This is a genomic window from Arsenicitalea aurantiaca, from assembly GCF_003994485.1.
Lineage (GTDB): Bacteria > Pseudomonadota > Alphaproteobacteria > Rhizobiales > Devosiaceae > Arsenicitalea > Arsenicitalea aurantiaca.
The window spans coordinates 317,685-336,096 of sequence record NZ_RZNJ01000002.1 but is presented as its reverse complement, the minus strand read 5'-3'; the positions used below and the strand labels follow the sequence as shown (position 1 = coordinate 336,096).

The 18,412-nt window shown below is 62.5% G+C and carries 19 protein-coding genes and 2 tRNA genes; all 21 read right to left on the bottom strand.

Features of this window, described 5'->3' with window-relative positions; all coding sequences use genetic code 11:
* Nucleotides 1-51: 51 nt before the first annotated feature.
* Entirely contained in the window at nucleotides 52-669 is a 618-nt protein-coding gene (locus EMQ25_RS06035; RefSeq protein WP_127187659.1) for an NADH-quinone oxidoreductase subunit C, read from the bottom strand.
* A gap of 6 nt (nucleotides 670-675) precedes the next feature.
* The gene (locus tag EMQ25_RS06030; RefSeq protein ID WP_127187658.1) at nucleotides 676-1,254 is read right to left on the bottom strand and encodes a NuoB/complex I 20 kDa subunit family protein; all 579 of its coding nucleotides are present in this window, start codon (nucleotides 1,252-1,254) and stop codon (nucleotides 676-678) included.
* Nucleotides 1,245-1,610 (bottom strand): NADH-quinone oxidoreductase subunit A, encoded by a 366-nt coding sequence (locus EMQ25_RS06025; RefSeq protein ID WP_127187657.1) that lies wholly within the window; start codon nucleotides 1,608-1,610, stop codon nucleotides 1,245-1,247. Before EMQ25_RS06025 ends, EMQ25_RS06030 begins: the two co-directional genes overlap by 10 nt.
* A gap of 243 nt (nucleotides 1,611-1,853) precedes the next feature.
* A complete protein-coding gene (locus tag EMQ25_RS06020; RefSeq protein WP_127187656.1) occupies nucleotides 1,854-2,387 on the bottom strand; it encodes a hypothetical protein in 534 nt (177 codons plus the stop codon).
* Between the two features lie 206 nt (nucleotides 2,388-2,593).
* Entirely contained in the window at nucleotides 2,594-3,250 is a 657-nt protein-coding gene (locus EMQ25_RS06015) for an outer membrane protein (protein ID WP_158625980.1), read from the bottom strand.
* 257 nt (nucleotides 3,251-3,507) lie between these two features.
* Nucleotides 3,508-4,200, bottom strand: a complete 693-nt coding sequence (locus tag EMQ25_RS06010; RefSeq protein WP_127187654.1) for an outer membrane protein — start codon at nucleotides 4,198-4,200, stop codon at nucleotides 3,508-3,510.
* Nucleotides 4,201-4,505: 305 nt separating this feature from the next.
* Nucleotides 4,506-5,210, bottom strand: coding sequence for an outer membrane protein (locus EMQ25_RS06005; RefSeq protein ID WP_127187653.1), 705 nt, complete (start codon nucleotides 5,208-5,210; stop codon nucleotides 4,506-4,508).
* A 203-nt stretch (nucleotides 5,211-5,413) separates the two neighbouring features.
* Nucleotides 5,414-6,127, bottom strand: coding sequence for an outer membrane protein (locus EMQ25_RS06000; RefSeq protein WP_127187652.1), 714 nt, complete (start codon nucleotides 6,125-6,127; stop codon nucleotides 5,414-5,416).
* A 281-nt stretch (nucleotides 6,128-6,408) separates the two neighbouring features.
* Nucleotides 6,409-6,960, bottom strand: coding sequence for an outer membrane protein (locus tag EMQ25_RS05995; protein WP_127187651.1), 552 nt, complete (start codon nucleotides 6,958-6,960; stop codon nucleotides 6,409-6,411).
* Between the two features lie 137 nt (nucleotides 6,961-7,097).
* A tRNA-Asp gene (locus EMQ25_RS05990) sits at nucleotides 7,098-7,174 on the bottom strand.
* Nucleotides 7,175-7,346: 172 nt separating this feature from the next.
* Nucleotides 7,347-7,422 (bottom strand) — tRNA-Val (locus EMQ25_RS05985).
* A 151-nt stretch (nucleotides 7,423-7,573) separates the two neighbouring features.
* Nucleotides 7,574-7,846: an HU family DNA-binding protein gene (locus EMQ25_RS05980; RefSeq protein WP_127187650.1), complete on the bottom strand. Its 273-nt coding sequence runs from the start codon at nucleotides 7,844-7,846 to the stop codon at nucleotides 7,574-7,576.
* A gap of 123 nt (nucleotides 7,847-7,969) precedes the next feature.
* On the bottom strand, nucleotides 7,970-9,199 hold the full coding sequence (gene tet, locus EMQ25_RS05975; RefSeq protein ID WP_127187649.1) for a Tet(A)/Tet(B)/Tet(C) family tetracycline efflux MFS transporter: 1,230 nt from the start codon (nucleotides 9,197-9,199) through the stop codon (nucleotides 7,970-7,972).
* A 113-nt stretch (nucleotides 9,200-9,312) separates the two neighbouring features.
* Nucleotides 9,313-11,748, bottom strand: a complete 2,436-nt coding sequence (gene lon, locus EMQ25_RS05970; RefSeq protein ID WP_127187648.1) for an endopeptidase La — start codon at nucleotides 11,746-11,748, stop codon at nucleotides 9,313-9,315.
* Nucleotides 11,749-12,009: 261 nt separating this feature from the next.
* A complete protein-coding gene (gene clpX / locus EMQ25_RS05965) occupies nucleotides 12,010-13,287 on the bottom strand; it encodes an ATP-dependent Clp protease ATP-binding subunit ClpX (RefSeq protein ID WP_127187647.1) in 1,278 nt (425 codons plus the stop codon).
* A 152-nt stretch (nucleotides 13,288-13,439) separates the two neighbouring features.
* Nucleotides 13,440-14,084 carry an ATP-dependent Clp protease proteolytic subunit gene (locus EMQ25_RS05960; RefSeq protein WP_127187646.1) on the bottom strand — a complete coding sequence of 215 codons (645 nt, stop codon included), beginning with the start codon at nucleotides 14,082-14,084 and terminating at the stop codon, nucleotides 13,440-13,442.
* 229 nt (nucleotides 14,085-14,313) lie between these two features.
* Nucleotides 14,314-15,102, bottom strand: a complete 789-nt coding sequence (gene surE, locus EMQ25_RS05955; RefSeq protein WP_127187645.1) for a 5'/3'-nucleotidase SurE — start codon at nucleotides 15,100-15,102, stop codon at nucleotides 14,314-14,316.
* Nucleotides 15,099-16,421, bottom strand: coding sequence for a serine--tRNA ligase (serS, locus tag EMQ25_RS05950; protein WP_127187644.1), 1,323 nt, complete (start codon nucleotides 16,419-16,421; stop codon nucleotides 15,099-15,101). Before serS ends, surE begins: the two co-directional genes overlap by 4 nt.
* 56 nt (nucleotides 16,422-16,477) lie before the next feature.
* Nucleotides 16,478-17,302, bottom strand: a complete 825-nt coding sequence (tatC, locus tag EMQ25_RS05945) for a twin-arginine translocase subunit TatC (protein ID WP_127187643.1) — start codon at nucleotides 17,300-17,302, stop codon at nucleotides 16,478-16,480.
* A complete protein-coding gene (gene tatB / locus EMQ25_RS05940) occupies nucleotides 17,302-18,069 on the bottom strand; it encodes a Sec-independent protein translocase protein TatB (RefSeq protein WP_127187642.1) in 768 nt (255 codons plus the stop codon). The genes tatC and tatB overlap by 1 nt, the downstream gene beginning before the upstream one ends.
* Before the next feature lie 107 nt (nucleotides 18,070-18,176).
* On the bottom strand, nucleotides 18,177-18,386 hold the full coding sequence (tatA, locus tag EMQ25_RS05935; protein ID WP_127187641.1) for a twin-arginine translocase TatA/TatE family subunit: 210 nt from the start codon (nucleotides 18,384-18,386) through the stop codon (nucleotides 18,177-18,179).
* Between the last annotated feature and the right edge of the window lie 26 nt (nucleotides 18,387-18,412).

Sequence of the window (18,412 nt, the reverse complement as noted above, 5' to 3'; positions counted from 1 at the left end):
GCCAACGGATCGTCATTACTCGGACGGGATGAATTCGGGTGATGCCCGCTTTCAGCCCTTCGCCTTCTCGTCGCCCGGCAGCACGTAGTCGGTGCCTTCCCAGGGCGAGAGATAGTCGAAATTGCGGAATTCCTGCGCGAGCGTTACCGGCTCGTAGACGACGCGCTTGCGTTCCTCGTCGTAGCGCACCTCGACGAAGCCGGTCAGCGGGAAATCCTTGCGCAGCGGATGCCCGTCAAAGCCGTAATCGGTGAGGATGCGGCGGAGGTCGGGATGGCCCGAAAAGAGGATCCCGTAAAGATCGTAGGCCTCGCGCTCATACCAGTCGGCCGCCGGGAACACCGCGGTGGCGCTTGCGACCGGGGTCTCCTCGTCCGTCGCCAGCTTGACGCGGATGCGAAGATTCTTCCTGGGGCTCAACAGGTGATAGACGACCTCGAAGCGCTCCTCGCGGCTCGGATAATCCACCCCGCAGATGTCGGTGAGGTTGACGAACAGGCAAGCCGGATCGTCGCGAAGCCAGGTAAGAACCTCGATGATCGCGTCACGCTCGACGACGAGCGTCAGCTCGCCATAGGCGTGGCGATGCTCAATGAGGCGGTCGCCGAGGGCGGCGACGATCGTCTCGCCCAGGGCTTCGAGCGGCGTGATGGCGGGAACGTCCTGCATTGGGTGCTATCTCTCGATCGTACCGGTGCGGCGGATTTTCTTCTGCAGCATGAGGCAGCCATAAAGCAGCGCCTCTGCAGTCGGCGGGCAGCCGGGCACGTAGATGTCGACCGGGACCACCCGGTCGCAGCCGCGCACGACCGAATAGGAATAGTGATAATAGCCGCCGCCATTGGCGCAGCTGCCCATGGAGATGACGTAGCGCGGCTCTGGCATCTGGTCATAGACCTTGCGCAGCGCCGGAGCCATCTTGTTGGTCAGCGTGCCCGCGACGATCATCACGTCGGACTGGCGCGGGGACGCGCGCGGGGCGAGGCCGAACCGCTCGATGTCGTAGCGGGGCATGGACATCTGGATCATCTCGACCGCGCAACAGGCGAGCCCGAACGTCATCCACATGAGCGAGCCGGTGCGCGCCCAGTTGATGAGATCGTCAGTCGCGGTGACGACGAAGCCCTTGTCGGCCAGCTCGTCATTGATGTCGGTGAAGAAGGGATCCCCCTCACCCACCGGGCGGCCAGTGCGCGGGTCGAGCACCCCGACCGGGGCCGGCGCGACCAGAGTCTCGTTACGGGTCAATCCCATTCCAGTGCCCCTTTGCGCCACTCATAGAGGAAGCCTACGGTCAGGACCCCCAGGAAGATCATCATCGACCAGAAGCCGAACCAACCCACGTCCCCGAAGGCCACAGCCCAGGGGAAGAGGAAGGCCACTTCGAGATCGAAGATGATGAACAGGATCGAGACCAGGTAGAAGCGGACGTCGAACTTCATGCGCGCATCGTCGAAGGCATCGAATCCGCACTCATAGGCGGAGACCTTCTCGGGATCGGGACGCTTCACCGCGATCAGGAACGGCGCGACCAGAAGGGCGACGCCGATAAGCGCGGAGAGGCCGATGAAGATGACGATCGGCAGGTAGTTGCTGAGCAGGTCGTTCATGCGGCAGCCTAATCGTTGGGCCGGCCGGGCGGCCGGCGCACCCTGAAGAAAAACGGCCGGGAGGGAGGCGCGAAACAGGGTGGCTTGCTTGGGCTAGGGCTTATCGCAGGGGCCCTGGCGTTTCAAGGAAAACAATAGTTGAGTAGAACAGTCATGAATGTGATCGCCGGCCCCTTGCCGAAACGCAAACGGCGCGCCTTTTGGGCGCGCCGTTTGCGTTTGCGGTGCATGGGAAAAGGAAGGTCAGTTCATGTGCCAGATGAGGCCGAGCGTGCCCTTGGCGTGGTCGGGGGTCTGCCCCCAGTCGCCGAGGCCGAGAATCTCGCCGCGCACGCTGATCGGGCCGCCGAGGCCCTGCTCGACGCCCGCGCCGAAGGCGTAGTTGAGGTTGTCATCGAAGACGCCGGCGCCGAGCGCGCCATAGATCATCGTGTTGGTGGTGAGGAAGCCGCCGATCCGCCCGAGCCCGAGCGCGTCATAGGCGGTGATGCCTTCCTCGTTGAAATAGAGGTCGCCCTGGAACTCGATGCCGGCCACGATGGAATCGGTCAGCATGAAATTGTTGCCGGTCACCACGCCGAGACCGAAGGCCCCGCCATCATCGAGCCCGACCGCGCTGACGGTGCCACCGACATAGAAGCCCTCGAAATTGAACATGGGGCTCGAATAGATCTGATCCACCGGGCCGCCGCCCCAGCTGTAGTCGGCCGCAACGGCGCCCTGAACGGAGAGGGCCGCGCCGGCCAGCGCGATGAGAAGTGCGCGCGAAGTGATCATGGATTGTCCTCGGCAGGCTTGGGAGACTGTGCGGGCAGTCTGCGCGCCGGCGCCGAAAGGGACAATATGATGCAAATTTTAGTTGTCTGTTTGGGCTAATGAAGGGTTACCACCGCGTCCCGCGACGACACGCCCCTCCCCCACCCCGAAACGAAAAAGGGCCCCGCAAGCGGGGCCCAGTCAAACCACGGAATCGCAGGCGAGACCTAGAAGTGGAAGTTCAGGCCGATCTTGACGGTCGAGACCTGGAAGTCGACATCGTCGGTATCACCGTTGAAATCATACTCCTGAGTACCGAAATCGTGGTACAGATACTCTGCTTTCAGCGAGACGCTTTCCGTGACCATGGCCTCAACGCCGGCGCCCACGACCCAGCCTGTGTGGGTGTTGGAGTCGGCGTCGGGATCGTCCAAGAGATCAGCACCGGCGAATGCGACACCGGCAGTACCATAGATGAGGAAGGCATCGGCGGCAAAACCCACTCGCCCGCGGATCGTGCCGATCCAGTCGATGGACCCGGCGAGGCCGTCACGAGTAAACTCTTCAGAGCCGATGTCGGCCCACGCAATGTCGCCTTCCACACCGAGGACTACGCCGTCGAGGTTCACGTTGTAACCGGCCTGAACGCCGGCGAGCCAACCATCGATGTCGTTGGCCCACTCCGGAGTCGCGTCATCAGGCTCATCGAAGCTGCCCCAGCCGTAGCCGGCATGGACGCCAACGTAGGCGCCGGTCCATCCAAGAACACTAACCTCCGGGATATACGGCTCTTCGATGGGCACGTAGAGATCGGCCGCAAAGGCCGAAGCGGTCATGACGGCAGTGGCTGCCGTTGCGAGCGCAAGTTGTTTCACAAAGTTCATTTTAAGACTCCCAAGCACAGCACAGCAGAAAACTGTTGCTGCCATGGTTGTGACATGGATTCGTCACGAGGGAGAAGATGCTGCGAGCATTCATTGGTAAACGCTTTGCGTTTGCGGCCCGCAGTGTGCCCTCGAGAACACAGTTGCGGCCAGGAAGTGGCAGATCTGCCCACATATGTCGGGCAGCCTGACGCACAAACGGAAACGGCCCCGCCGAAGCGGGGCCGTCGCAAAAGACCTTGCGGTCCCTGAAAATCCTAGAAGTGGAAGTTCAGGCCGATCTTGGCGGTCGAGACGTTAAACGAAGCGTCGGCCTCAAGGCCAGCGTACGAACCGTCGAAGTCATAGGTCTGGCTGCCGAAGTCGTGATAGAGGTATTCGGCCTTCAGCGAGATGTTGTCGGTGACCATGGCTTCAACGCCCGCGCCGACAACCCAGCCAGTGTGGGTGTTGGAGGCATTAGAAGTGCCAGGGGTCAGGTCTGCATCCGTCCCTGCGAAGGCAACACCAGCGGTGCCGTAGATAAGGAAGGCATCAGCCGCGAAGCCGACACGGCCACGGAGCGTGGCAAGCCAGTTCACCTGGCCTTCAATGTCGATCGAACCGCCGGCGGCTTCATCGGTGCCGCTAAAGTCGGCCCAGGCGATGTCGCCCTCGATGCCGAGAACGACGCCATCGAGATTGACGTTGTAACCAGCCTGCACACCTGCGAGCCAGCCGTCGATGTCGAACTCGCCGGTTTCAGGAGTCACGGCAACTTCGGCCCAATCAACAGTGCCCCAGCCATAGCCGGCATGCACACCGACATAGGCACCGGTCCAGCCCAGCGGGGCCGAGACGGACGGGATAAAGGGCTGCTCGACGGGGATATAGAGGTCGGCTGCGAAAGCCGACGCGGTCATCAGCGCCGTTGCGGCGGTGGCGACCAGAAACTTCTGAGCGATCTTCATTTTTAGCGACTCCGTGGAATTGTGCTGTGAACGCTTCGGTATCCTTTTCACGGATTCTCCGGCACGCCAACCCAATCATGTCGCAATATGGGCGATCGGGTGGCCTTTACCGGGCCCGTGTGCCCAAACTGCCACAGATTCGTTTACCCCCTGTTAAGACAGGGATTTCCGCTACCCGAGCCGGGGCGGCCAACGGGCCAAAACATGGTTTGCAGCCGGTTTACGCCAATTGTGGCACGCGCTGGATATGACACGGCCCCGGAGAGTGTCCCCCGGGGCCGCTGATCTTTGCAGTCGCCTCGTGGCTAGAAGTGGAAGTTGAGGCCGATCTTGGCGGTCGAGACGTTGAAGCCTACGTCGAGGCCACCACCGACCGGGCCGACATCGGAGACGTAAGTCTCTGTGCCAAACTCGTGATAGAGATATTCCGCCTTGAGCGAGATGCTCTCCGTGACCATCGCCTCGATGCCGGCGCCGACGACCCACCCCACATGCGTGTTGGTAACGCTTTGCGTGGTCGGCTCACCTTCTTCGAGCTCAAAAACGGCGGTTGTCGTTGCGCCGTTGGCGAAGGCTATGCCGGCGGTGCCGTAAACGAGCAAGGCATCGACGGGCAGACCAACGCGGCCCCGAAGGGTGGCAAGCCAATCGACGGAATTGGTGAGGAAGCCCTCGCCGGGCTCGCTCCCGATCGCCCCCTCAAGGTCGGCCCAGCTGAAGTCACCCTCAACACCGATCACGACACCATCGAGATTGAAATTGTAGCCAGCCTGGGCGCCGGCGAGCCAGCCGTCGAGCTCATTGTAGATGTCAAACGGCCCGAACGGAATCCGCGCCTCGCCCCAGCCATAACCGACATGCGCGCCGACATAGGCCCCGCTCCAGCCCAAAGGTGCTGAGACGTCCGGAATGAACGGTTGCTCGATCGGGATGTAGAGATCGGCTGCGAAAGCCGATGCGGTCATCAGCGCGGTAGCGGCGGTGGCGATGCCGAGGCGGAGTGCTGTCATGGGTGTGCCCTCAATGTGCTGGATTGGGGAGACGCTCTCATGACCGGGGCACGATCTAAATTCGATATAGTCTCATAATATAAATATCGAGCCCAACACCCCGCGATTGATGCAAGGTGGCCACACAGCATTAACAAGCTCATAACGCAAACGGCCCCAGGCGCGAGAGCCCGGGGCCGCGCACTTCCGGAGTCGCTAGAGTCCTAGAAGTGGAAGTTCAGGCCGATCTTGGCGGTCTGGACGTTGAACGACGCGTCGGTAGCGTTGGTATCATCGAACGAGAAGGTCTCGTTGCCGAAGTCGTGGTAGAGGTATTCGGCCTTCAGCGAGATATTGTCGGTGACCATGGTCTCGACACCCGCGCCGACGACCCAGCCGGTGTGGACGTTGTCATCCGAGAAAGCCTCGGTCGGCTCAAGAGCGGCGACATCCATCGAAGCACCGGCAAAGGCAACGCCGGCCGTGCCATAAAGCAGGAAGGCATCAGCCGCGAAGCCGACGCGGCCGCGGATCGTACCGATCCAGTCAATGTTCGACGAGACGGTCACTGCGTCGTCGCCAGTCCCAATGGTCGCCGAACCGTTCAGGTCGGCCCAGGCGATGTCACCCTCGATGCCGAGAACGACACCGTCGAGATTGACGTTGTAACCGGCCTGCACACCGGCGAGCCAGCCGTCGACGTCGCTGTCACCGGGGGTGAAGAACGTGGTTTCATCGTCGCCTGCGAGGTCAAACTGGCCCCAGCCGTAGCCGGCGTGGACGCCGACATAGGCACCGGTCCAGCCGAGCGGCGCAGCTGCGGCAACTTCGGGGACGTAGGGCTGCTCGATCGGCACATAGAGGTCGGCGGCGAAGGCCGAGGCGGTCATCAGCACCGAAGCAGCCGAGGCTGCGAGGAGTTTCGTGGTGAGTTTCATTGAAGCGATTCCGTGTTGGTGGTTGTGAACGCTGAGCAGGACATCCCATGATCCTGCCCATGCTGCCAACCCGGAGGACGATCAAACGTTCCGCGTGCCCGATGCTCGCCCCGGCGGTGTGTCAAAATCAGCACAGTTTTGTTTACCCATTGTTAATGCAGGCAAAACTGTGGCAAATTTCGAGACACATTGCGGACACGATCAGGCGCCAACGCGGCGGAAATGGGGCGCCGGCGCAGGTCGGGGACGGCCGGGGGAATCGCTTCCCGACCAGACCTTGATCAGAAATGGAAACGGGCGCCGAAGGTGACCTGATCGGCAGCCGGTGCGTCGCCCGTATCGAACTGGCGCAGATACTGGGCGTTGAGCGACACGGAGTCGGTCACTGCGAACTCGAGGCCACCACCGAGCAGCAGATCATTGTCGGCGCCCTCCCCCAGATCGATGCCGTAACCAGCCGCGGCATAGACGCCGAGCGTATCGGTCACGAGCACCCCGCCGCGCAGCAGCGCCTGCAAATAGGTCGCGTCGGTATCACCGGTGAGGCCGTGGAATGCCACCTCCCCGCCGACTAGCACGAAATCATATTGGGCATTGGCGCCAAGCGCGACGCCGGCGCCGAAGCTCGCCTCATCACTCTCGGATGAGGTTCCGACTACGCCATAGACGCCGGCATAAAAGCCGGACCAGTCGAAGGGGGCAGCGGCGTCATGGACTGGCACCTCATAGGCGCTGGAGGCAACGGGAAGGCCGATATTGGCCGCCTGAACGCCGGCAGACGTGGCCAAGGCGAGCAGCACACCGTAGGGAATGGATCGCGAAAGCCTGGCCATGGAGAACACTCCCGCTTGAAACCGCAAGAACGCCCCAAAGGCCGGGATGTTCCGGTCCGGAGAAGGCGCTCGGTCAACAGGACAGAAAGTGGGAATGGCGTGGGGCCAAATCAAGGCCACCAACTCTCTGAAGAGAGTGGCGGGAGTGACGGGGCTCGAACCCGCGACCTCCGGCGTGACAGGCCGGCGCTCTAACCAACTGAGCTACACCCCCGGCGGCGAGGTATCCCCCCCGCAAGGTGTGGTTCGTGTACCGGGCCGCTGAGAGCAAGTCAAGCGCCGCGATGGAAGAAAAATGCAGTTCTGTGTCGACGGGACGAAAAAACCCAGCCGATCGCAATTCTCGTGCGATTTCTAGGCATTAGGGCTTGACGGGGAGAAGAATCTGGTGGGCGGTGACGGGCTCGAACCGCCGACCCTCTCGGTGTAAACGAGATGCTCTACCAACTGAGCTAACCGCCCGCGCCTGGCTGCTTCCCCTGGCGCATATGGCGCTTTGATTAGGGGTAGAGCGGCCGCGCGTCAAGCCGGATGGCCGTGGCCCGAAGACGCGAATGGCCCCGGCGGATACCGCACGGGGCCATAAGCAGAGTTCGGGAACGGATCCCCGATATCAGTTGATCGCGTCCTTGAGGCCCTTGCCGGGCTTGAACTTGGCCTGGTTGGATGCAGGAATCTGGATCTCGGCGCCGGTGGCGGGATTGCGGCCGGTGGTCGCCTTGCGCTTGGACACCGAGAACGTGCCGAAGCCGACGAGACGAACTTCGTCGCCAGCCTTGAGCGCGTCGGCGACTGCGCCGAAGACCGCATCGACCGCGTCGGATGCCTGGGCCTTGGAGATATCGGCTTTCTCGGCGACGACGCCGATCAGATCGTTCTTGTTCATTGATGTTTCCTCACAGTGGATGCCCGCCCTTCGCTGGCGGACCAAAACCGCGCAACCCTTTGTCGATTCTGAGGCAAACGCAAGGATTTCCGGGGGTTTTGGGCCGGCCGGCCGGCATTTCCACTACTGATTCGATGAATCGGCGTTGATTCCGACCGAGCTGCGCAAGATGGATGATGGATCGCGCCCCCTGATAGTGAGCATGAGCGGCACTGCCAGTGTGTAGATCGCCGCCGCAATCAGCCATACAGCGCCGGGCCAGGAGGCCTTGACGGCGAAATAGACGGTGCTGAAAAGCAGCGGACCGAACACCGCCGAGAGGCTCACGAGGCTGGCCAGAACGCCCTGCAATTGGCCTTGGCGGTCGGCATCGACCTCTGCGGTCGTCAGCGATTGAAGCGCTGGCATGCCGACGCCACCGATGGCGAAAAGCGGCATCAGGGCGAAGAGTATCCAGCCACCCGCTGCGAACCCCAGGGCAATGAGCGCAGCGACCTCGGCAGCCAAACCAACGATCAGCGCTGCCCGCTCCCCGATGCGCGCGACGACAGGCCCCGTCAGGAAAGCCTGCGCCCCGGCATGAAAGACGCCGAACGCCCCAAGCGACAGGCCGATCATGAAGCTCGACCAACCGAAATGGTCCTCTCCGAAGAGAACCCAAACGGTGCCATAAACCTGACCGACGAGCATCATGATGATGTAGATCGCCAGAAGCGGCAGGAGAGCTCGGAAGCCAAGGGCCCAAACCAGCGGGAGGAAAGGGTTGAGGACGCCCAGGGTCAATCTGGCGCCGGGCTTGCCGGGGCGCGATTCGGGCAGCACGAACAGCGCCAGCGAGAAATTGAGAGCATTGAGGATGGCAGCCGCGATGAACGGGGCGCGCACCCAGTGCTCTCCCAAAAAGCCGCCGAGGACCGGGCCGATGATGAAACCGACGCCGAACATCGCGTGGAAATAGCCGAAGCGCCGCGCGCGATCCGCTTCGGGGGTAATGTCGGTGATGTAGGCAACAGCCACGGCCATGTTGGCGCTCGTGATGCCAGCGACGGCTCGCCCCAGAACCAGCATCCAGAGTTCAGGCGCAAATGCCATGATCAGATAGTCGATCGCCGCGCCGAAAAGAGAAACGAGCAGTACCGGGCGTCGGCCGAAGCGGTCGCTGAGCATGCCCAGCACCGGGGCGAACAGGAATTGCATCGCCGCATAAAGCGCGAGCATCACGCCGTAGAGCGTCGCGATCTCCGCATCATGGGTCACTTCGCGAAGGAGGCTCGGCAGAATCGGAAAGATAAGCCCAATGCCGATGGCGTCTAGCGTCACGGCGCAGAGGATCACAACCAGCGCCTTGTTCATGGCGGGCATCCGGAAGAATGAGAGCAGAGAAGTTCTCTATATGTTCTGCGGTGGCTCCGCAAACGAAAACGGCGCCCGGTGAGGGGCGCCGTTGAAGGTGTTGACTATCGGTTTCAGTGCGGCAGCGTGTTTGTTGCCTCGTCGCCATCGACCGCTGCCGCATCCCCGGGCAGGGCCTTGGCTTCGTCATACTGCCACTCGATCGGCTCGGGCTTGCGCACGAGAGCGTGGGCCAGAACCTCGTCCATACGACTCACCGGGATGATTTCCATTCCCTTGGTGACGATCTCGGGAATTTCCTTGAGATCGCGAGCGTTCTCCTGGGGGATCAACACGGTCTTGATCCCGCCGCGCAACGCAGCGAGGAGCTTCTCCTTGAGCCCACCGATGGGCAGCACCCTGCCCCGCAGCGTGACTTCGCCGGTCATGGCGACGTCGTGGCGAACCGGAATGCCGGTCATCACCGAGATGATCGCGGTGGCCATGCCGATGCCTGCAGACGGACCGTCCTTCGGCGTTGCGCCTTCGGGCACGTGGACGTGGATGTCGCGCGTGTCGAAGAGCGGCGGCTTGATACCGAAATCGACGGCGCGCGAGCGAACGTATCCATTCGCTGCCGAAATCGACTCCTTCATCACCTCCTTGAGGTTGCCGGTCACCGTCATCCGGCCCTTGCCATGGGTCATCACGCCCTCGATGGTGAGCAGTTCGCCCCCCACCGGCGTCCAGGCCAGCCCCGTCACCACGCCAACCTGCGGCTCGGCGTCGATTTCCGTGCCCTTGTAGAAAGGCGCGCCGAGATAGGCCTCGAGCCTTTCGGCATCGATGGTGATGGTCTTGGCATCGCTGGTGAGCAGGTCCTTGACGGCCTTGCGCATCAGCTTGGAGATCTCGCGTTTGAGGCTCCGAACGCCGGCTTCGCGGGTGTAGCCGCGAATGACCTGAAGCAGTTCCGGATCGGGAAGCTCAAACTCGCTGGCGTTGAGACCGTTCTCACCCAAAGTCTCGGGGATGAGATGGCGCCGGGCGATCTCGAACTTTTCCTCCTCTGTGTAACCCGAGAGACGAATGATCTCCATCCGGTCCATCAACGGCGCCGGAATGTTGAGCGTGTTCGAGGTCGTCACGAACATCACGTCCGAGAGGTCGTAGTCCACCTCAAGATAATGGTCCGAGAACGTATGGTTCTGCTCGGGGTCGAGAACCTCGAGGAGCGCCGAGCTCGGATCACCACGGAAGTCCTGGCCCATCTTGTCGATTTCATCGAGCAGGAAGAGCGGATTGGACTTGCCGGCCTTGCGCAGCGACTGGATCACCTTGCCGGGCATGGACCCGATGTAGGTGCGCCGATGGCCGCGGATCTCGGCCTCGTCGCGCACACCACCCAGCGCCATGCGGATGAACTCGCGGCCGGTCGCCTTAGCGATCGATTTGCCGAGCGAGGTCTTGCCGACGCCCGGGGGCCCGACGAGGCAGAGGATGGGGCCCTTGAGCTTGCCGGTCCGGCTCTGCACGGCCAGATACTCGACGATCCGCTCCTTGACCTTCTCGAGGCCGTAGTGGTCGGCGTCCAGCACCTCCTGCGCATAGACGAGGTCCTTCTTGACCTTGGACTTCTTGCCCCAGGGCAGGCTCAGGATCCAGTCGAGGTAGTTGCGAACGACAGTGGCCTCGGCGGACATCGGGCTCATCTGCTTGAGCTTCTTGAGCTCGGCCTCGGCCTTGCCGCGCGCTTCCTTGGAAAGCTTGGTGGCAGCCATGCGCTCTTCGAGCTCGGCGATCTCGTTGGAGCCTTCCTCGCCATCGCCCAGCTCGCGCTGAATGGCCTTCATCTGCTCGTTGAGATAGTACTCGCGCTGGGTCTTCTCCATCTGCCGCTTGACGCGGCTGCGGATGCGCTTCTCGACCTGGAGGACACCGATCTCGCCTTCCATTAGGCCGAGGATTTTTTGGAAGCGCTCAGCGACCGATACGGTCGAGAGCAGGTCTTCCTTCTCGGCAATCTTGATAACGAGGTGGCTTGCGATGGTGTCGGCGAGTTTCGAGTGGTTCTCGATCTGCGCGACTGCACCCACGACCTCGGCAGAGATCTTCTTGTTGAGCTTGACGTAGTTTTCGAACTCCGTCTGTGCCGAACGAGCCAGAGCCTCGATCTCCACAGGGTCCGTCGCCGGCTCCTCGAGGATGCTGGCCTCGGCCTCGAAATACTCGTCGGTCTGCAGGTACCGGTCGATGCTCGCCCGGTGCAGGCCTTCGACCAGCACCTTCACGGTCCCGTCCGGCAGCTTCAGCAGCTGCAGAACGGATGCGATCGTGCCGTTTGCATAGATGTCGGCGGGCGCGGGATCATCGTCCTGGGCGTTCTTCTGGGTCACGACAAGGATGTGCTTGTCGTCCCGCATGACCTCTTCGAGCGCCTTGACCGATTTCTCACGTCCCACGAAAAGCGGCACGATCATGCCAGGGAAGACTACGATGTCGCGCAGAGGGAGTACCGGATAGACCCGGTCCCGATCCTGCTCGGTGCCGCCAGTTTTGACGTCGGTCATTTGCTATCCTTTCCAGGGCGCGCATGAAGGAGGGAGTGGTAGCGCGCCCGTAGCAGCTGGAATGATGCCGTATCGGCCATCATCCCGACTCTGCGTTACTAAATAGGTCGACCCGCGCGAACGACAAGTCAACCGCCACCGAAATCTCGTGAACAGTGTGGTTACGCTACGGGGGCCCGCCACAGACCACTTCCACCAGCGCGCACAAAAGAAAAGGCCGCCCCGAAGGGCGGCCTGATCACTGGTCCTCCGAGCCGCCAATCAGGCGCTGGTGCTCAGATCTTCCTTCTTGCGGTCGGCATAGATGTAGAGCGGACGCGCGTCTTTGCCCTGCACCACGTCCTCTGAGATCACCACCTCTTCCACGCCTTCGAGCGAAGGCAGGTCGTACATGGTGTCGAGGAGGATCCCCTCCATGATCGAACGGAGGCCGCGCGCGCCGGTCTTGCGCTCGATGGCATGCCGGGCGATCGCCTTCAGCGCATCCTCATGGAAGGTCAGTTCCACATCTTCCATCGAGAAGAGGCGCTGATACTGCCGCACGAGCGCGTTCTTGGGCGCGGTGAGGATTTCGATCAGCGCTGCCTCGTCGAGGTCCTCGAGGGTCGCCAGCACAGGAAGGCGACCGATGAACTCGGGGATGAGCCCGAACCTGACCAGATCCTCAGGCGCCACATCCTTCAGGATTTCGCCGACGCGACGGTCGCGCGGATCCTTGACCACGGCAGCAAAGCCGATGCCGGAGCCATCGCCACGTGCCGCGATGATCTTTTCAAGCCCTGCGAACGCGCCGCCGCAGATGAAGAGGATGTTGGTCGTGTCCACCTGCAGGAATTCCTGCTGGGGATGCTTGCGGCCGCCCTGCGGGGGAACGGAAGCCACAGTGCCTTCCATGATCTTCAGGAGGGCCTGCTGCACGCCCTCCCCCGACACGTCGCGCGTGATCGAAGGATTGTCGGACTTGCGGCTGATCTTGTCGACCTCGTCAATATAGACGATGCCGCGCTGGGCCTTTTCGACGTTGTAGTCGGCCGCCTGAAGGAGCTTCAGGATGATGTTTTCCACGTCCTCGCCGACGTAGCCCGCTTCGGTCAGCGTCGTAGCGTCGGCCATGGTGAACGGCACGTCGAGAATGCGGGCAAGAGTTTGGGCCAGAAGCGTCTTGCCGCAACCGGTCGGACCGATCAGCAGGATGTTGGACTTGGAGAGCTCCACGTCCTGGTTCTTCTGGGCGTGGTTCAGCCGCTTGTAGTGATTGTGCACGGCAACCGACAGTACCCGCTTGGCGCGGAACTGGCCGATGACGTAATCGTCGAGGACCTTGCAGATCTCCGCCGGCGTGGGCACGCCGTCGTTGGACTTCACCATCGAGGTCTTGTTTTCCTCGCGGATGATGTCCATGCAGAGCTCCACGCATTCATCGCAGATGAATACGGTCGGGCCGGCGATCAGCTTGCGCACTTCATGCTGGGATTTGCCGCAGAACGAGCAGTAAAGCGTGTTCTTGGACGACTCGCCGTTCGTTGTCTCTTTGGACATCTGTCACTCCCGGGGGCGGGCCCCCTTATCTGCGTTAGGTACGACGCTAACGCGCGAGACTTAAACATTATGTAATCCGGGCCGAGCTTATCGGCCGGTCCGGACCCACGCAATTACAAGGATGTCACACTCATGTGTATCCTGGCGACCGATCAGGAACGGTCGCCACCCTCGGCCGGTTCAGCCCCGGCACGCTTTTCGAACACGCTGTCGATGATGCCGAAGGTCTTGGCTTCCTCGGGGCTGAGGAAGCGGTCGCGCTCGAGGGCTTCCTCGATCTCTTCATAGGTGCGGCCGGTGTGCTTCTCGTAGATCTGGTTGAGCCGACGCTTCAGACCCTCGACCTCACGGGCGTGGATCAGAATGTCGGTCACCTGACCCTGGAAGCCACCCGAGGGCTGGTGCACCATGACGCGGCTGTTGGGCAGCGATGCGCGCATACCCTTCTCGCCGGCAGCGAGCAGGAGCGACCCCATGGAGGCTGCTTGGCCGATGCAGAGCGTCGCCACGGCCGGGCGGATGAACTGCATGGTGTCGTAGATGCCGAGCCCCGCCGTCACCACGCCACCGGGCGAGTTGATGTAGAGCGAGATCTCCTTCTTCGGGTTCTCCGACTCAAGGAACAGCAGCTGCGCGGTGATCAGCGCGGCCATGTTGTCCTCGACCACACCCGTCACGAAGATGATGCGTTCCTTGAGGAGACGCGAATAGATATCGAAGGCGCGCTCGCCCCGGTTCGTCTGCTCAACCACCATGGGCACGAGCATGTTCATGTAAGTGTCGACCGGATCTCTCATTCCTGATGCCCCTGGAGCCGCCGCGACCTGCGCGACCGGTGCGGCTCATTGTGTTTGATCGCGACCCCCGTTCGACAAACGCGCCATGCTGTCGGGGGATCGAGCCTAAGACTAAGCGAATCAGCGCGAATGGCCGATTGCAGACTGCGCCATCTTAACCGGCGGTAAAGGCAGAGATAGGCGTCAGTGTGACGCCGTTCAATAGCGCCGGACCCGGGCGCTGCGGCGCTCAGGCATCGGGCTCTGCCAGCCTCAGCCGCCCATCCATCCGGGCTGCCAGCGCTTCGTTCGTCTGCTGGAGCAGCAAAGGCGTAACGGTTATCGCGTCGTCGTGGTGGAGCAGGTGGAAGTCCTGCGCCTTGTCGAGCGGCCGAGGGGTCTCGGGTATGGCGATGAAGAAGTAACCGTCATTGTCGCTGGGGTAATAGCGGAGCGGCGACCGGGAAAACCGCTGGTGAGGCACCACGCGAATTCCACTCACCGCATCGGGCGCGCAGAACGGGAAGTTCACATTGTAATAGGCGCCAGGTCCATCGAGCTCCCGGAGGAGCTCACGGACCACCCTGGATCCCCAATTCAGGGCATTGTCCCAGACAACCTCGCCGCGCCGCTCATAGTCGATCGCCTGGCTCAAGGCGATGCCGATAGCCCCCTGCAGCGCACCTTCACGCGCGCCGGCGGCCGTGCCGGAGCAGTTGATGATGTCGCCAAGGTTCTGTCCGTGATTGACCCCGGAGAGGACGAGGTCGGCCGGCCGTTCGCCTAGCACATGGGTCATGCCGGCAACCACGCAGTCGGCTGGGGAACCACCTGTGACCGCATAGACGCGATCCTCGCGCTTTTCCAGCGACAGCTCGCGACCGAAGGTGAAACGGTGGCCTGCTCCGCTCTGGTTGCCGCTCGGCGCGACCACCCAGACATCGTCCGAGAGCTCTGCGGCGATCCGGCGCATCACTTCCATGCCCGGGGCGTCCACCCCGTCATCATTGGTGATGAGGATGCGGAGGCTATCGGTCACGAACGCGCCCCGATCATGGCCTTTCCGCCCATATAGGGGCGCAGCGCGTCGGGGATGGCGATGGAGCCGTCTTCGCGCTGGTAGTTCTCCATCACCGCGATCAGCGCCCGGCCGACCGCAACGCCCGACCCGTTGAGGGTATGCACGAAGCGCGGCTTGCCGTCTTCGGCGCGGTACCGGGCATCCATGCGCCGCGCCTGGAAGTCTCCGCAGAGCGAGACGGACGAAATCTCCCGATAGGTGTCCTGGCCGGGCAGCCAGACTTCGAGATCATAGGTCTTGCGCGCACCGAACCCCATGTCGCCGGTGCAGAGCATCATGACGCGATAATGGAGCCCGAGGCGCTGCAGGACCGTCTCGGCGCAGGCGAGCATGCGTTCATGCTCCGCGACACCCTCCTCGGGCGTCGTGATCGAGACCATCTCGACCTTGTCGAACTGATGCTGGCGCAGCATGCCGCGTGTGTCCCGTCCCGCCGAGCCGGCCTCGGAGCGGAAGCATGGCGTCAGCGCCGTGAAGCGCAGCGGCAGGTCTTCGGCCGGGAGGATTGCCTCGCGCACGAGATTGGTCAGCGGCACTTCGGCGGTCGGGATTAGTGCGACTCGGCTGCCTGCATGCGGCGCAAGGAAAAGATCCTCCTCGAACTTGGGCAACTGGCCGGTCCCGAAAAGCGCATCGTCGCGCACGAGGAGCGGCGGCTGGATCTCGGTGTAGCCATGCTCGGTGGTATGCAGGTCGAGCATGAACTGGCCCAGCGCACGCTCTAGCCGCGCCAGATCGCTCTTGAGAACGACAAAGCGGCTTCCAGAGAGTTTTGCGGCGATCTCAAAATCCATCTGGCCGAGCGCTTCGCCGAGCTCATAGTGCTCCTTGGGCGCAAAATCGAAAACGGGGCGTGCAGGACGAACCCGCGCTGCGGTTTCTGCAGTGCCATTCTGTCCGAAATACTCGACATTCCCCGCTTCGTCCGCGCCTTCGGGCACATCGTCCAGCGGCAGATTGGGAATGACGGACAGGGCTTCACGCAGCTCTGCCTCGACGGCTCGCTCGGCAGCTTCCCCCTGCTGGATCGTCTCTTTCAGCGTCGAGACTTCCGCCATCAGCGCCTGCGCAGTCGCCTCGTCCTTCTGCGCCTTGGCCTGCCCGATGCGCTTGGACGCAGCATTTCGCTTTTCCTGGGCATCGTTGAGTTCGGCGATGATCTGGCGCCGGCGCTCGTCAATGGCGATCAACGCTGCCGATTGAGGTGCTGCGCCGCGCCGGGCAAGACCAGCGTCGAAAGCCTCGGCGTTGGCGCGGATCCATCTGATATCGAACATGAAAGGACGAGGCCCCTACTAGAGGGCCGGCCGGCAGTCGGCACGCAACCCTGGAATTACGATTGAAGCTTGGCCGCCTCTGCGGCCTCCTTGGCGGCGCGCCGTTTCTCGATCCAACGGACCGCCCAGATCGAGAGTTCGTAGAGCAGGTAGACCGGCGTCGCAAGACCGATCTGGGAGATCGGATCGGGTGGCGTGATGAAGGCCGCAGCCGCAAGAATGGCAACAATCGCGTAGCGCCGCCCCTTCTTGAGCTGGTCTGAGGTCACCAGTTCGATCTGCGCCAGCAAGGTCAACACCACTGGCAATTGGAAGCAGATGCCGAATGCGATGATCAGCGTCATCGCCAATCCGAGATATTCCGATACCCGGACCAGCATCGAGATTTCATCGGTCTGCATGGCCTGGAAGAAGCCCATGGCCATGGGCAGGACCGCGAAATAGACCGCGCAGGCGCCGAGCAGGAAGAAGAAGGGCGTGGCGACGAGATAGGGCACGAACGCCTTGCGCTCGTGCTTGTAGAGGCCGGGCGCGACGAACATGTAGATCTGCGTCGCAAGATAGGGGAAGCCGAGGAACAAGGCGCCGAAGAAGGCGAGGCTCAGCTGGGTGAAGAAGAATTCCTGCGGCGCGGTATAGATCAGCTCGAGCTCTTCGGGGTTCGGCACGACCGACCGGTAAGGCTGGAGCAGGATATCGAAAATCTGGGCAGCGAAGATGAAACAGACGATCAGCAAACCGAACAGCACGATCAGCGACCGGATCAACCGCTTGCGCAGTTCGATCAGGTGATCGAGAAGCGGAGCCTCGCTGCCGGCCAGCTCGTCTTCGGGTTCCGTCGCAGCGGTCTTCGGGGCGTCGAGCTTCTTGACCTCGGCCATCAGCGCAGCTCCCCGTCAGTGGACGCGGGCCTGATTGGCTCGGGCGTTGCCACCGGTTCGGTGCCCGACGCAGAATTGTCGGCCGCCGGCTTCGGCTCGGCCGGCGCGATCGGGGCGAGATCTGCTGACGTTACAGGCGCAGTGGGCGCAGCTTTCGCCTTTGCCGGAGCCCGACGCGCGCGCTTTGGCTTTTCAGCGCTCTCTGAATTCTCGGGTGCGCTCTTGGTCGCTGTGGCGCGAACGGGTGTCTTGCGTGCGGGGGCAGCCTTGCCGGGCGACGCCGGCTTCGCTGTCGCAGGAGCCTTTGCCGCCTTCACCGCCTTGGTGGTCTTAGGCGCAGTGGCCTTCGGCGCAGCGGGATCGGCACTGGGCTCCACCGCAGCCGCTGAAGATGCCGTACCGGCATCGGTGCTGCGGGGCTTCATACCGGCGGCGGCACGGATTTCGTCGACCACGCTCTCTGCTTCAGGATCGGCCGGCTTCAGCTTCCCCGACGGCTTCGGACCATCGGGTGTCATCGCATTGAATTCGCGCCGAATCTCGTCGCTGGTCTGCTTGAGCGGCTGGGTGATCGAATTGCGCAGATTGCGCACCTCATCGAGCCCGGTCGTCCGGTTTATCTCTCGCTGGAACTCGTTGCCCATGCGACGGATCGAACCCATGAATCGGCCGACCTTCTGCATGACCATCGGCAGGTCCTTGGGGCCGATGACAATCAGCGCCACGACGCCCAGGACGAGCATCTCCGTCCAGCCGATACCGAGCATGTTCTAGCTTCCCTGAGCCGGGCCCCAGCCCGGACGCGCGGTTCGGACCCCGAAGGCGGAGGCCGAGCCGGTCATGTCATGAATGGTCCGTTTGCGCGCGAGGCGCCTCAAACGTCCTTCTTTTCGGGCTCGCGCGCATCGACCTGTGCAGTCGCATCGAGGCGCGGGGCGGGCTTGTCTTCCTCGCGCATACCCTTCTGGAACGCCTTGATGCCCGAGGCGACCTCGCCCATCATGCCCGAAATCTTGCCACGTCCGAACAGGAGCAGCACGACCACGGCGACTACGATGATGCCCCAAATACCCGGTGCGTGCATGATGCTTCTCCTTCAGATTACGCTCT